Here is a 13,925-nt window from a genome sequence, read left to right on the forward strand (position 1 = left end):
ATCTGCTGACCTTACTCGGTGGCAGGTGTTGCACTTCACTTTTGAATCCGCCCTGTTTTTCATCACCTGGCTGTTGGCAGCCTTCGGCCTGGTGGCCAGCGTGGTGCATTTCCAGCACGGGTCGTCCCAGGTCGTTCAGTCGGTCGTGGGTGCCCAGGCAGAGGAGCGCGAACTTGCAACCCGGATCGAACGCGGGCCGATGGTGGCGGGGGTGGTGGCGGTGCTCGCCATGCTGCTGTTCACCATGCTTCTCATCGCCCTCCAGCGCGCCCGGGCAGAGATCGAGCGACAGGCCCACGTGATCGAAGCCTGCCGGCAGCGGCTTGAGCGGTCGGAGCGATGGAGCCTGCTGGGACGAAGGGTTGCCGGCGTGGCGCACCAGCTCACCGCCCCGCTGGCCATGTCCAAGAACAACATCTTCATGGTCGTCCAGCGCCTGGACGACACGGCACCCGGCATCCGCGCGGCCTCGCGCCGGCCCGAAACCGGCGCGCTCGCCACGGCTGAGACCACGGTGCCGCAGCCGCAGAACGCAGCCCCGATGCCCAAGTCCAGCATTCGCGGGCGCCTCGCCGACCAGAACCTGGTGCTGCAGGACCTGCTGGGCGATGTGCTCATGGAGCTGGACCAGATGGAAGAGCTGGTGAACGGTCTTCTCCTGTTCACCCGGCTGGGCCGCTCCCCGAAGGAGACGGTGAATCTCGGCACGGTTCTCCACAGCGTGGTTCGCCTCGCCAGGGCCGCGCTGCCCGGTCAGGTGAAAGTGGTTGAAAGCTGGGCAGAGCTGCCGCCCATCGAGTGCCACGTTCCGCAACTCAACCAGGCGCTGGTCAGCGTGATCCTGCAGGCGGCCCAGCGCATCAACGGTGCAGGAGTGATCACGGTGTCCACCGCCATCGAGGGGAGCCGCGCCCGGCTGTGTATCGGGGACGCAGGCGGCGCGGTCCCGGGCGCTGTGCGGGCCAGCCCGTTCAGCGCCGACTTCATGTCGGCAGCCACGCAGGGGTGCTCCGGGCCGGGTTTGGCCCATGCGAGGGACATCGTGACCGCACACGGCGGCAGCGTCTCGGTCGAGACGCGGTCCGGCCTGGGCACCAAGGTCCTGATCGATCTCCCCCTGAAGGCACCACCGGCCTGACGCTGGCCGGTCGAGACCGGCCCTGGCACGGCGAGCGCCAGGCCCCTGCCCACAAGGCTGCGTCGGGCGCGCGCTTTGGCATACAGTTGAACGGCTCCAACTTCATGCCCAGCGCCCATGACCTTGTCCCTGCCCGCCGCCAACGAACTTCATTCGCCTGGCGCCTTGCCCCCCGACGATGCGCTGCGCGAGGAGTTGCACAACGAAGTGCACGCGCGGCCGTCCGCCCGAATCCGCTTGCCCGCCTTGATCGTGTTCGTGGCGGTGCTCAACGAAGGCGTGACCCGTGAGCAGGAATGGGCCCACCTGAAACAATTGCCCGGCCAGGACGACCTGACGCTGGACCAGCTGGGTGGCAACTTCCTGCGCTTGCGCCTGGAAGAGCACACGCTGAAATGGGAGCGCCACACCGAGTTCACCCGCTACTCCATCGTGCAGCACCTGCCGCACGGCGTCGGGCTGGGCGCGACCGACCCGGTGTTGCTGGACAAGCTGGTCACGCCCGCGGGCTGGTTGCGCGGGATCCCGGGGCGCACCGTGGCCGCCATCAAGCTCGTGATGCTGCACAGCGAACTGCCCGAACAGAACCCGGAAGCGCAGGCCCGGCTCATGGGTCCCGCACAGCAGTGGTTCGGCGGGCGCACCGTGGTCGCCTCGCAGATCGGCAGCGGTCACTCGTGGGCATTGACCGACTTCCGCCTGCATCCTTCGGGTTTCGAGCGCATGCTGGTGCTCACGCCGCCGGGCACCACCGACACGCGTGCGGGGCGCATTTCGCAGAGACTGCTGGAGATCGAGACCTATCGGCTCATGGCCTTGCGCGGTCTGCCGGTGGCCAAGTCCCTGAGTCCCATGCTGACCGCCGCCGAAACGCAGCTCGCGACCATCACCGCCCAGCTGGAGAACATATCCACCTCCGAGCAGGAGCTGCTTGACCAGCTGGTGTCGCTGGCCGCACGGGTGGAACGCGCCACGGCCGAGAACACCTACCGTTTCGCCGCCACCCGGGCCTATGACGCGGTGGTCACGCAGCGCATTGCCGAGTTGCGGGAAAAACCGATCCCGGGCACGCAGACCATCGGCGAATTCATGCAGCGCCGGCTTTCGCCGGCCATGGCCACGGTGGCGGCCAGTGCACAGCGCCTGACCTCGTTGTCCGAACGTGTTTCGCGCACCAGCGCCCTGCTGCGCACGCGGGTGGACATCGTCACCGAGGCACAGAACCAGGAGCTGCTGGCCAAGCTCACCCGCGGACAGGAACTGCAGCTGCAACTGCAGGCCACGGTGGAAGGCCTGTCGATCGCGGCGATTTCGTATTACGTGATCAGCCTGCTGCTCTACCTGGCCAAAGGCGCCAAGGCCGCCGGCCTGCCGATCCAGCCCGAGCTGGCGGCGGGCGCCATGGTGCCGCTGGTGCTGTGGGTCGTGTGGCGCGCCACCCGGCGCATTCACGCGCGCCTGAATTCGCCGGCCAGCAAGCCCTGAAGACGCTCAGGCGCTGGCCGCGTCGGTGGTGATCACGCCACCACCCAGGCAGATCTCGCCGTCGTAGAGCACCGCGCTCTGGCCCGGCGTCACGGCCCACTGGGGTTCCTTGAAGTGCAGGTCGAAGTGGCTATCGCCTTTGGGTTGCAGCACACACGGCGCGTCGGCCTGGCGGTAGCGTGTCTTGGCGCCCATGTCGCCTGCGGCGGGAGCATGCCCTGCCACCCAGCTCACGTCCTGCGCGCTCAGGCGCGGCGTGAGCAGCCAGGGATGATCGTGGCCCTGCACCACCCACAGCGTGTTGTTCGCCATGTCCTTGCGGGCGACGAACCAGGGCGCGTGGTCGTTGCCACCCTTCTGTGCGCCCTTGGCCTTGATCCCCCCGATGCCCAGCCCCTGGCGCTGTCCGAGGGTGTAGAAGCTCAACCCCACGTGCTGGCCCAGCACGCGACCTTGTTCGTCCTTGATCGGACCCGGTTCCTTGGCGATGTAACGGTTGAGGAAGTCGCGGAAAGGCCGCTCGCCGATGAAGCAGATGCCGGTGCTGTCCTTCTTCTTCGCGTTGGGCAGGGCGATCTCGGCGGCGATGCGCCGCACCTCGGTCTTGGGCAGCTCACCCACCGGAAACAGCGTCTTGCCCAGTTGCGCCTGGTTCAGGCGGTGCAGGAAATAGCTCTGGTCCTTCAGCGGGTCGCGGCCCTTGAGCAGCTCGAAGGCGCCATGGCGCTCGCGCACCCGGGCGTAGTGGCCGGTGGCGATCTTCTCGGCGCCCAGGCGCATGGCGTGGTCGAGAAAGGCCTTGAACTTGATCTCCGCGTTGCACAGGATGTCCGGGTTGGGCGTGCGCCCGGCCTGGTACTCGCGCAGGAACTCGGCGAACACGCGGTCCTTGTACTCGGCGGCAAAGTTCACGTGTTCGATCTCGATGCCCAGCACGTCGGCCACGCTGGCGGCGTCCAGAAAGTCCTGCCGCGTCGAGCAGTACTCACTGTTGTCGTCGTCTTCCCAGTTCTTCATGAAGATGCCGATGACTTCGAATCCCTGCTGCTTGAGCAGGTACGCACTCACCGCAGAGTCAACGCCACCGCTCAATCCCACCACCACACGCTGCTTGTTTGCCATGGCCGGATTATCCCCGGCGGGCCGTTGACCCCGGGCCGCAAGGTGACTCGCGCCGTGCTTGGCCCTACAGTGGCGCCATGGGCTTTCACCACAGCGTCGGCACGCAGACCTACCGGTTCGACGACCTGCGCACGCTGCTGGCGCGCGCCTCGCCCCTGCGTTCGGGCGATCAGCTCGCGGGCGTGGCCGCCGGCAGCAGTCAAGAGAGGGTGGCCGCGCAGATGGCGCTGGCCGAGGTGCCGCTGTCGCACTTTGTGAACGAATCGGTGGTGCCGTACGAGGGCGACGAGGTCACCCGGCTGATCGTGGACACCTGGGATGCGACGGCCTTTGCTCCGGTGGCCCACCTCACCGTTGGCGATTTCCGCAACTGGTTGCTCGGCGATGCCGCCGACACCGCTGCCCTGACCGGGCTTGCGCCGGGCCTGACCCCGGAGATGGTGGCGGCCGTGAGCAAGCTGTGCCGTGTGCAGGACCTGGCGCTGATCGCGCGCAAATGCCAGGTGGTCACGCGCTTTCGCGGCACGCTCGGGCTGCCCGGTCGGCTGGCCACGCGGCTGCAGCCCAACCACCCCACCGATGACCTGGCCGGTATCGCCGCCAGCCTGCTCGATGGCCTGCTGCACGGCAGCGGCGATGCGGTGATCGGCATCAATCCCGCCTCCGACAACGTGCCGCAGGTGATGCGTCTGCTCACCATGCTCGACGAGCTGATCCAGCGCCACGCCATGCCCACGCAGAGCTGTGTGCTCACCCATGTCACGAACACGCTGCAGGCGATCGAGCGCGGTGCACCGGTCGATCTGGTGTTCCAGTCGATCGGTGGCACCGAGGCCACCAACCGCAGCTTCGGCATCGACCTCGCGCTGCTGGCCGAGGCCCATGCCGCGGCGCGCTCGCTGCACCGCGGCACGGTGTTCGAGGGCGGCCAGCGCGGACAGCACGTGATGTATTTCGAAACCGGGCAGGGCAGTGCGTTGTCGGCCGGTGCACACCACGGGTGCGATCAGCAGACCCTCGAGGCTCGGGCCTATGCGGTGGCGCGGCATTTCGAGCCGCTGCTGGTCAACACGGTGGTGGGCTTCATCGGGCCCGAGTACCTGTTCAACGGCAAGCAGATCCTGCGCGCCGGCCTCGAAGACCACTTCTGCGGCAAGCTGCTGGGGCTGCCCATGGGCTGCGACGTCTGTTTCACCAACCACGCCGATGCCGATGCCGACGACATGGACGCGCTGCTCACCTTGCTGTGCACGGCCGGCGTCAACTTCATCATGGGCGTGCCCGGGGCCGACGACATCATGCTGAACTACCAGAGCACGTCGTTCCACGACGCGCTGGCCATGCGGCAGTTGCTCGGCCTCAAGCCCGCGCCCGAATTCGATGCCTGGTTGCTGCGCATGGGCGTGAGCGAACCCGGACACGGTCTGCGGCTGGCGTCCGGTTTGCCGGTCTCGCTGGCGTCGGCGGTGGCGCGGCTGGAGGCCTCATGAAGCCGGCCGCTGCACCCACCGTCACCCCGGCTGCGTGGCGCGGCCTGCAACGCTTCACGGACGCGCGCATTGCCCTGGGGCGCGCGGGCAGCAGCCAGCCGACGGCCGCGCACCTGGCGTTCCAGCTGGCGCATGCGCAGGCGCGCGATGCGGTGCACCTGGCCTTTGAGCCGGGCAGCCTGGTGGACCCCTTGCAGGCCCTGGGCCTGCCTTCGCTGCGGTTGCACAGCGCCGCAAGCGACCGCAGCACCTACCTGCAGCGCCCCGACCTGGGCCGCCGGCTCGATCCGGCATCGGCCCGGATGCTGCAGCGCTGGCAAGCGGTGCACGCCGGCGACGCGCCGCCCGATCTGGCGTTCGTGATTGCCGACGGCCTGTCTGCGGCCGCCGCCATGCACCACGCCTTGCCGCTCATGGCTCAGCTGCTGCAGCGGCTGCAGAACGACGCGCAACAGCGCTGGGCGATCGCGCCGGTGGCGCTGGTGGAACAGGGCCGTGTGGCCATCGGAGACGAGATCGGCGCTGCGCTGCGCGCCCGCACCGTGGTGGTCCTGATCGGCGAACGGCCCGGCCTGAGTTCCCCCGACAGCCTGGGCATCTACTTCACCTGGGCGCCGCAGGTCGGCATGAACGATGCGCAGCGCAACTGCATCTCCAATGTGCGCGATGCCGGGCTGCCGCCCGCGCAAGCCGCCGCACGCCTGCATGCCCTGCTCGCGCGCTCGCGGGTGCTTCAACTCAGCGGCGTGGCGCTCAAGGACGAGAGGGACGACAGCACCGCGGCGCCGTTGCGCCTGCCTGCCCGCTGAGCCTGTCTTCCGGGCCCCGTGGCACACTGCCCCGATGCCGATCCCCATCGATCCCAAGGAGGTGGCGTTCACCGCCATCCGCGCCCAGGGCGCGGGCGGGCAGAACGTCAACAAGGTGTCCAACGCGGTGCACCTGCGTTTTGCCATCCACGCCTCGACGCTTCCCGATGCGATCAAGGAGCGCCTGCTCGCGCTCAGCGACCAGCGCATCACCACCGAAGGTGTGGTGGTCATCAAGGCCCAGACCAGCCGCAGCCTCGAGCAGAACAAGGCCGAAGCGCTGGAGCGGCTGCAGGCGCTGGTGGACAGCGTGGCCACCTTGCCCAAGGCGCGCAAGGCCACCAGGCCCAGCTTCGGCGCGAAGCAGCGCCGGCTCGAAGGCAAGGCCACGCGCTCGACCGTCAAGCAGTTGCGGGGTCGGGTTCGCAGCCTCGACTGAGCCAGCCGCCCGGCGCTTCGCTTAAGGTATTTTTACGATTCCTTTAAGCGCTAATTAGCAGCGCGCGGCGGGCCGCAGGCCGAGACTTCTCCTCCATGACACGGGGCACATGGGGTGCTGCGGTCATCGCCAGACGAGTCGGGCCCCGCCCGATCAAGGAACCACCATGCAATCCAACGCAACAGAAATGGCCTCTGTGGCCGCCGCCGCCCGCGCCGGCCAGGGCCGCCTCAACCTGTACGCCGGCATCCACAAGGCCTTGCGCGCCTTCATGGCCGACACGCTGATCCAGGTCGGACGCACCGACTTCACCGACGCCGCCGACGTGGGCCGCACAGCCGACCAGGTGGACGAACTGATGGCGCTGTGTGCCAGCCACGTTGCCCACGAAAACGACTTCGTGCATCCCGCGCTCGAATCGCGCTGCCCCGGTGTCTGCCTGCCGGTCGCCCGGGACCACGACGCCCATCTGCACCACATCGCCCACCTGCGCGACGCCGCCCGCGCCCTGCGGGTTCAGGAAGGCGCCGAACGCGAACCCGCGCTGCAGGCGCTGTACCTGGCCCTGGCCTTGTTCGTGGCCGACAACTTCCAGCACATGCACACCGAAGAGACGGTGCACAACGCGGCGCTCTGGGCGGCGTACAGCGACGCCGAGCTGATCGGCATCCACGACGCCCTGCTGGCCACCATCCCGCCGGCCGAGATGATGCAGGTGATGCGCTGGATGCTGCCGAACCTGAATGCGCCCGAGCGGCTGGACGTGATGCAGGGCATGCGCTCGGGCGCGCCGGCGGCCGTGTTCGACGCCATGCTGGCGAGCACGCAGGACCTGCTGAGCCCGGGCGACCGGGCCAAGCTGGCGCGCGGCCTGGGTCTGCCGCCGGTGCCCGGACTGGTGGCCGTCTGAGCCGGCGGTTCAGGCCGTGATGTCTTCCAGCTCGACCGGGCCGTCTGCCTCGAAGCGGAAGCAGCCGCGCCCGGTCTTGCGGATGCTCAGCGATGGACACTGCTCAGCCAGTCGCCGCTGCAACAACAGCAGGCGCGCTTCGAGGTTGTCCGACACGTCGGGCAGGCGCAGCGAGCTGTCCAGCCTCAGTTCGCGGTTGGTGAACTCGCGGCGGCCTTGCTGGCCATCGCGCAACAGCTTCCACAGAATGGCGCCGGCAACGCCCTTGATCAGGTAGGCGTTGTTGATGAACACGCTGTCGTTGCTGCGGTAGTGCCGCACCCGAAGCACCGGGCCCGCGGCCACCCGGGGCGTGCCCACCGCCCCGGGCTCTTCGTCTCCTTCGGTGCAGGGCGACTCGGCCTCGTGCATCAGGTCGATGGCCGCGCCGAGCTGCCCGCCGAGCGCCACGAGCAGGTCCTCTTCTTCAAAGCTGAACTGCATGTCCAGCGGGCTCTCGACGAACAGCACACCGACCACTCGACCCGCCGAGCGCAACGGCACGGCGAGCTGGCTGTGCGGTTCGGGCAGGCCGGGGTAGGGGATGTCGGTGTTGTGTGGTTGTGCGTCGCCCAGGCTGTTGCGCATTGCGCGGCTGTAGAGGTAGGCGCTGGTCATGTGCATGATGCGCACCGGTGTGCACTCGCGCGCGGCCACACCGATCACGCCGTCGCCGAGTGCGATCTCCGAGCCCACGCCCGAGGTCAGGTAGCCACGGCTGGCCACGGTGTACAGGCGCTGCGTGGTGCTGTCCAGGATGAGCACCATGGCGTGGCGCATGTCGAGGTCCTGAGCCAGCGTGTCCAGCGCGGCGTCGAGCGCCTCTGCGAGGTTGCAGGCGGCCGAGAGGCGCGCGCTGCCGCGGCGCAGCACGGCCAGAAAGTTGGGCTTGGGCGGCGGAGGCGGCAAGGCCTCGGGCAGGGGCTCCTGCGGCAGCCGCTCGACCTCGATCACTTCGTGGATGTCGGAGCCCCGCAGGCGGAACACGTCGGCCATGCCGGTGTGCGAGGCGATGCCGGCCAGCTGCGCCTTCATGCTCTCGAACACCGGTCCCGACTCTTCGGTGCGCAGGTAGCGCAGGTGCAGCCGGTAGAACACGGCGTTGAGCGGGTTGAGCACCAGCAGCGTGGAGCGCGGGTTGGCCAGCAGGTTCTGCCGCGTCTTGTTGAAGAACTGGAACGACAGCGCCACGTGCCCTTCGTCCACGCAATGGACCTGCGAGATGTAGGCCACGTTGGGCGTGCCGTCGGCCGCGCAGGTGGCCATGATGGCAGGAATGGCGCCCTCCAGGCAGGGCCGCACCTCGGCCAGATCCACAGCGGGCAAGGGCAGTGCGGCCGTCATGCGGCACCCGTGATCGGCTGGCCCGCCCTGGGTCCGGGGGTCTGGTCGAAGGCCTGCTCGGGTTCGAACTCGATGGCCACCACGTCGTCGAGCCGGTGCATGAGCATGGCCCGCGCGTAAACGGCATCAAAGCCGATGCGGGTGAGTTCGGTCTCCATGCCGCGCAGGTAACGCTGCAGCGCGGGCACATCGGCGTCGGTGGCTTCGCGCAAGCGGGCGGCGCGGGTCTTGAGCTGCACCGTGCGGTGCGTGCTGGGTTGGCTGAACACCGCGGCGAGCCGGGCGCTGCGCGCCACATCGCCGAGCAGGCGGGCCGACTGGCTGCGGCAGACAAACACGGTGATGTGCCGACCGCCGTCGCCGATGTGGCTGCCCACCGCGCGCATCACGCTGGGTGTGAGGTCGGCGCCGCAGCTGCTCACGATCACCGAGACACCCCCGTCCATCATGGCCAGGTGGTCGGGCGACAGCAGGGCCTGCGCGGGGGCGGATGGCATGGTGGGGCGGCTGGATGGGAGGGCGGATCATCATAGCCATGGCCCTGCGCACCGCCAAGGGGCCAACCCTACTTCAGCGTCTCGCTGGGGGCGCGGCTGTGTTCGTTGTTGGTGTCCACCAGCAGGCGCAGCAGTTTCATGAATTGCGTGCGCTGGCGTTCGTCGAGCGGCGCCAGGATCAGGTCCTGCGCGCCCAGCATGGCAGGCACGGCCCTGCCCAGCAGCTGCACGCCGGCCTCGGTCAGTTCCAGCTGGCGGGCCCGACGGTCTTCGGTGGAAGTGCGGCGCTCCAGCCAGCCTCGGGCCTCGAGCCGGTCGACCACGCCACCGGTGGTGGAGGCGTCGAGGGCGATGGTGCGTGCCAGCGTGCGCTGGTCGATGCCGGGGTGGTTGGCCACCGTCTGCAGGGCGGCGTATTGCACCGGGGTGATGCCGATCTCGCCCAGCTCCTGCAGGAAGATGCCCACCGAAATCTGGTGCAGGCGGCGAATGTAGTGGCCGGGCTGGTGGTCGATGTCGACGGCGGGTGGGCTGCGTTTCATGGCGATGGGTGGTGTTGCAGGAATCCTAGCACCCGGATTAAACTAAGTACACTGATGATAAGCATGCGACGCAATTTCAGGAGCAACCATGAGCGCACCCCATTCAGAACTGCCGGTGATCGTGGCCGGCGGCGGTATCGGCGGCCTGGCGGCCGCACTCGCCCTGGTGCGCCAGGGCTTTCGCGTGAAGGTGCTCGAGCAGGCGCCGGAGCTGGGCGAGATCGGCGCGGGCATGCAGCTCGGGCCCAACGCCTTCCATGCGTTCGACGCGCTGGGCGTTGGTGAGCAGGCGCGCAAGCGCGCGGTCTACACCGACTTCATGGTGATGCACGACGCGATCGACGAATACCAGGTCGGCAAGATTCCCACCGGCGAGGCCTTCCGGCAGCGCTTCGGCAATCCCTATGCGGTGATCCACCGGGCCGATGCGCACGGGGCGCTGCTCGAAGGCGTGCAGGCCAGCGGGCAGATCGGCTTCGTCACCTCGACCCGGGTGGTTCGCATCGAGCAGGACGCGACCGGCGTCACCGCGCACGACCAGCAGGGCCAGGCCCACCGTGGCCTGGCCCTGATCGGCGCCGACGGCGTGAAGTCGGTGGTGCGCCAGCAGTTTGTGGGCGACCCGGCGCGTGTGACCGGCCATGTGGTGTATCGCGCGGTGGTCGACAAGGCCGACTTCCCCGAAGACCTGCGCTGGAACGCCGCGAGCATCTGGGTCGGACCGAATTGCCACCTGGTGCACTACCCGCTGCGCGGCGGCGAGCAGTACAACGTGGTGGTCACCTTCCACAGCCGCAACACCGAAGAGTGGGGTGTGACCGAAGGCAGCCAGGCCGAGGTGCAGAGCTACTTTCAAGGCCTGTGCCCGAAAGCGCGCCAGCTCATCGACCTGCCGAAAAGCTGGAAGCGCTGGGCCACGGCCGACCGCGAGCCGATCGGCCAGTGGAGCTTTGGCCGCGTCACGCTGCTGGGCGACGCCGCCCACCCGACCACGCAGTACATGGCGCAGGGCGCCTGCATGGCGATCGAAGACGCGGTCACGCTCGGCGAGTCCCTGCGCGTGCACGGCAACGACATTGAAAAGGGCTTTGATCTTTACCAGCGTTCGCGCGTGGCACGCACCGCCCGCATCGTGCTGAGCTCGCGCGAGATGGGCCGCATTTACCACGCCAAGGGCGTTGAACGCCTGGTGCGCAACGACCTTTGGAAAGGCCGCACGCCGGAGCGTTTTTACGACGCCATGGAATGGTTGTACGGCTGGAATGTCCAGAATTGCCTGGCCGACCACTGAACCCCCGGAGACATCCCATGAACGACCTCGGACGACTCGAAGACCTGCCCGCCGACTACGTGGCCGAGCTGCGTGCGCTCAACCTGGTGCCGCTGTGGCCCAGCCTGCGCGGCGTGCTGCCGCCCACGGTGCCCACGCGCCAGACGCAGGCCACGCACTGGCCTTACAAGACCATCCGGCCGCTGCTGCTCAGGGCCGGTGAGCTCACGCCGATCGAGAAGGCCGAGCGGCGTGTGCTGGTGCTGGCCAACCCTGGCCACACGCTGGAGAAGATGCAGGCCAGCGCGGCGATGTACCTCGGCATGCAGCTGCTCATGCCGGGCGAGTGGGCGCCCAGCCACCGCCACACGCCCAACGCGGTGCGCATGGTGGTCGAAGGCGAGGGCGCCTGGACCACGGTGGACGGCGAGAAGTGCCCCATGTCACGCGGCGACCTGATCCTCACCCCCACCGGCCTGTGGCACGAACACGGCCACGACGGCAGCGAGCCGGTGATCTGGCTCGACGTGCTGGACCTGCCACTGGCCTACTACCTGGAAGTGAGTTACCACCTCAACGGCACGCGCCAGGACACCAGGCCCGGCCAGGGCGACCGCGCCTATGCCCGCGCCGGCGTCGTGCCCACGCCCGTGTTCGGTCGCAGCGGCAAGCGTTACCCCATGCTGCGCTACCCGTGGATCGACGCGAAAGCTGCGCTCGAGTCGCTCGCCGCCGACCGGCCCGATGTGGACGCGGTGCAGGTGACCTACGTGAATCCCGAGACCGGCGAGGACGTGGAAAACATCCTCGGCTTTCACGCGCTGATGCTGCGCCCGGGCCAGACGCTGCCACTGCCTGCACGCTCACCGGCCGTGGTCTATCACGTGATCGAAGGCGCAGCACGCGTGGCCACCGCCGCGCAGGGCTTCGACCTGGTCGGCGCCGACACCTGCTGCATTCCCGGCTACACCGCGACCACGCTCACGAACGCCTCGGCCAGCGCGCCGGCCTTCCTTTTCATCGCCGACGAATCGCCGCTGCACCGCAAGCTCGGCGTCTACGAAGTGCGCCCCGACAACCAACCCTCGATGCCCTGACCCCATGACCACCTACCTCTTTCCCCCACCCCCTGTCGCCGCGGTTCCCGTGCGCGGCCACCCGGAGCTGTTTCCCGTCAACCGCCTGTTTTTTGTCGGTCGCAACTACCACGCACACGCCGTTGAAATGGGCAAGCCGGTGGACAAGTCGGTCGAGCGGCCGTTCTACTTCACCAAGGCGCCACAGACGCTGGCGCTGTCAGGCTCGACCACGCCCTACCCGAGCGAAACGGCCAACTACCACTTCGAGATGGAACTGGTGCTGGCCATCGGCAAGCCCGGCTTTCGCGTGAAGGCCGAAGATGCGCACGACATCATTTACGGTTACGCCGCCGGCCTGGACATGACCCGGCGCGACCTGCAACTGGTGGCGCGCGACAAGGGCCGGCCCTGGGACCTGGGCAAGGATGTGGAGCATTCGTCGGTGTGCAGCGAGATCGTGCCCATGCCGGGTGTGGTGATCGAGCGCGCAGCGATCGAGCTGTCGGTCAATGGCGCGGTGAAGCAGAAGTCCGACGTGGACAAGCTGATCTGGAACATCCGCGAGATCATTGCCGACCTCTCGCTTTTCTACCACCTGCAAGCCGGCGACCTGATCTACACCGGCACGCCCGAAGGCGTGGGTGCGGTGCTGCCGGGCGACCGCATCACCGGCTCGGTTCAAGGGGTGGGCGAGGTGGCCTTGACGGTCGGCCCGAAGGCCTGAACCTCAGCCCGGCTCCAGCCCGCGGCGGCGCATCATGTCGGCGCTCATGGCCTGCAGGGCCCCGGCCGACAGCCGGGCGCGCGCGGCCGGGTAGACCAGACCATCCTCCTCGCGCAGGTGGCGGTCGTACAGGCGGGTGAAGCCGGCGAGGGTGGCCTCGTCGGGTGGGCTGAAGTGGGCCCAGCCCGCGGGTGGCTCCTGTGTCACGGACGCGAGCGCCGCCCGCGCACCCACCCAGGCCGCTTCCATGTCGCGGTGGTCCTGCTGCAGGCCCAGCACCACCCGGCGCAAGGCCTCGTCGCCACTGGCCAGCAAGGGTGGAAACACATGGCGCTCTTCGTCCTCGTGGTGCAGCGGCGCGGCCTGGTCGAAGTAACGCATCACGTCGCGCGCGGCGCTGGCCACGCTTTCGTCCCAGCCGCGCACCAGCACATGCTGCTGCAACCGGGCCAGCAGGCCCAGCATGCGCTCGACACGCTCGTGGCAGGCGCCCAGCATCTCGAACGGCGCCTCGAAGCCCGCCCCGGGCGCACGGTGCCCGGGCAGGGTGACGGATGTGAGCGGGATCTTGGTGGCCATGTCAGCGTTCCACCGCGCAACGCGGCGGGGGTGTTCGTTTCATCTCAACCCAGGGCCACGGCCTGGCCTTGCGGGTTGAACGGAATGTAGGCGTGCAGCTGGCCCTGGCGGATCGCCTCCACCATGTCCTGCAGCGGTTGTTCGGCTTCGGCGCTTTCGGGTTGACGTCCAGGTGTGCCGGCGAGTGCGGCGGCGAACACCATGCCCCAGGGTTGACCGAAAGCACTCGCCTCCTGCACCAGCTGGTCGAACGATTCAAGCTCGTCCAGCCCTTTGTCCACGCACATCTGCGGCACCAGCGCACCGCCCTCGCCGCGCTCGAATTCGAGGCGCTGGGCCGGCGTCGCGTCCTCGGGCAGCTCGACACCGGCGAACACGAACAGCAGGCGCTGCGGCAGGGGTTGGCTGCGCGCGGCGCTCAGCAGGTCGTCGAAGGTTTGAATGTTCACGGGGTCTCC

General features: G+C 68.5%; 15 protein-coding genes. 9 read left to right on the top strand and 6 right to left on the bottom strand.

Annotation, left to right across the window (positions count from 1 at the left end; genetic code table 11):
• Together QUV35_RS05015 and QUV35_RS05020 are read left to right on the top strand one after the other, a co-directional pair.
• Nucleotides 1–1,138 (top strand): HAMP domain-containing sensor histidine kinase (locus QUV35_RS05015; RefSeq protein WP_300871332.1); only part of this gene is annotated, 1,138 nt, incomplete at its 5' end.
• Between the two features lie 117 nt (nt 1,139–1,255).
• Nucleotides 1,256–2,623 (top strand): DUF3422 family protein, encoded by a 1,368-nt coding sequence (locus QUV35_RS05020; protein ID WP_300871334.1) that lies wholly within the window; start codon nt 1,256–1,258, stop codon nt 2,621–2,623.
• A gap of 6 nt (nt 2,624–2,629) precedes the next feature.
• On the opposite strand, the gene mnmA is transcribed toward QUV35_RS05020, so the two are convergent.
• The gene (mnmA, locus tag QUV35_RS05025) at nt 2,630–3,745 is read right to left on the bottom strand and encodes a tRNA 2-thiouridine(34) synthase MnmA (protein WP_300871335.1); all 1,116 of its coding nucleotides are present in this window, start codon (nt 3,743–3,745) and stop codon (nt 2,630–2,632) included.
• A gap of 77 nt (nt 3,746–3,822) precedes the next feature.
• Between mnmA and QUV35_RS05030 the strand changes: the two genes are divergently transcribed.
• The 4 genes from QUV35_RS05030 (at nt 3,823) to QUV35_RS05045 (ending at nt 7,393) form a co-directional block, all read left to right on the top strand.
• Nucleotides 3,823–5,235 carry an ethanolamine ammonia-lyase subunit EutB gene (locus QUV35_RS05030; RefSeq protein ID WP_300871337.1) on the top strand — a complete coding sequence of 471 codons (1,413 nt, stop codon included), beginning with the start codon at nt 3,823–3,825 and terminating at the stop codon, nt 5,233–5,235.
• Complete coding sequence (gene eutC, locus QUV35_RS05035) at nt 5,232–6,044, top strand: ethanolamine ammonia-lyase subunit EutC (RefSeq protein WP_300871338.1); 813 nt, start codon at nt 5,232–5,234, stop codon at nt 6,042–6,044. Before QUV35_RS05030 ends, eutC begins: the two co-directional genes overlap by 4 nt.
• Before the next feature lie 34 nt (nt 6,045–6,078).
• Nucleotides 6,079–6,483 (top strand): alternative ribosome rescue aminoacyl-tRNA hydrolase ArfB, encoded by a 405-nt coding sequence (gene arfB, locus QUV35_RS05040; RefSeq protein WP_300871339.1) that lies wholly within the window; start codon nt 6,079–6,081, stop codon nt 6,481–6,483.
• Between the two features lie 166 nt (nt 6,484–6,649).
• Nucleotides 6,650–7,393: a hemerythrin domain-containing protein gene (locus QUV35_RS05045; protein WP_300871340.1), complete on the top strand. Its 744-nt coding sequence runs from the start codon at nt 6,650–6,652 to the stop codon at nt 7,391–7,393.
• Between the two features lie 9 nt (nt 7,394–7,402).
• On the opposite strand, the gene QUV35_RS05050 is transcribed toward QUV35_RS05045, so the two are convergent.
• From QUV35_RS05050 to QUV35_RS05060, 3 genes are all read right to left on the bottom strand, one after another.
• Nucleotides 7,403–8,776 (bottom strand): GAF domain-containing protein, encoded by a 1,374-nt coding sequence (locus QUV35_RS05050; RefSeq protein WP_300871341.1) that lies wholly within the window; start codon nt 8,774–8,776, stop codon nt 7,403–7,405.
• Nucleotides 8,773–9,273: a pyridoxamine 5'-phosphate oxidase family protein gene (locus tag QUV35_RS05055; RefSeq protein WP_300871342.1), complete on the bottom strand. Its 501-nt coding sequence runs from the start codon at nt 9,271–9,273 to the stop codon at nt 8,773–8,775. The genes QUV35_RS05050 and QUV35_RS05055 overlap by 4 nt, the downstream gene beginning before the upstream one ends.
• Nucleotides 9,274–9,341: 68 nt before the next feature.
• Nucleotides 9,342–9,815, bottom strand: a complete 474-nt coding sequence (locus tag QUV35_RS05060) for a MarR family transcriptional regulator (RefSeq protein WP_300871343.1) — start codon at nt 9,813–9,815, stop codon at nt 9,342–9,344.
• Nucleotides 9,816–9,903: 88 nt separating this feature from the next.
• Here QUV35_RS05060 and QUV35_RS05065 point away from each other — a divergent pair, with 88 nt between their 5' ends.
• Genes QUV35_RS05065 through QUV35_RS05075 form a run of 3 tightly spaced genes read left to right on the top strand, consistent with a single transcriptional unit; the run spans nt 9,904 to nt 12,888 of the window.
• Nucleotides 9,904–11,106 (top strand): 3-hydroxybenzoate 6-monooxygenase, encoded by a 1,203-nt coding sequence (locus QUV35_RS05065; RefSeq protein ID WP_300871345.1) that lies wholly within the window; start codon nt 9,904–9,906, stop codon nt 11,104–11,106.
• Between the two features lie 17 nt (nt 11,107–11,123).
• The gene (locus QUV35_RS05070; protein ID WP_300871346.1) at nt 11,124–12,182 is read left to right on the top strand and encodes a cupin domain-containing protein; all 1,059 of its coding nucleotides are present in this window, start codon (nt 11,124–11,126) and stop codon (nt 12,180–12,182) included.
• Nucleotides 12,183–12,186: 4 nt separating this feature from the next.
• On the top strand, nt 12,187–12,888 hold the full coding sequence (locus tag QUV35_RS05075; protein WP_300871347.1) for a fumarylacetoacetate hydrolase family protein: 702 nt from the start codon (nt 12,187–12,189) through the stop codon (nt 12,886–12,888).
• A gap of 3 nt (nt 12,889–12,891) precedes the next feature.
• On the opposite strand, the gene QUV35_RS05080 is transcribed toward QUV35_RS05075, so the two are convergent.
• Together QUV35_RS05080 and QUV35_RS05085 are read right to left on the bottom strand one after the other, a co-directional pair.
• Nucleotides 12,892–13,467, bottom strand: coding sequence for a hemerythrin domain-containing protein (locus QUV35_RS05080; protein ID WP_300871349.1), 576 nt, complete (start codon nt 13,465–13,467; stop codon nt 12,892–12,894).
• Between the two features lie 44 nt (nt 13,468–13,511).
• Nucleotides 13,512–13,916: a ribonucleotide reductase subunit alpha gene (locus QUV35_RS05085; protein WP_300871351.1), complete on the bottom strand. Its 405-nt coding sequence runs from the start codon at nt 13,914–13,916 to the stop codon at nt 13,512–13,514.
• Between the last annotated feature and the right edge of the window lie 9 nt (nt 13,917–13,925).

It is taken from the genome of Hydrogenophaga sp. (assembly GCF_030373225.1).
In the GTDB taxonomy this organism is placed as follows: Bacteria; Pseudomonadota; Gammaproteobacteria; order Burkholderiales; family Burkholderiaceae_C; genus Hydrogenophaga.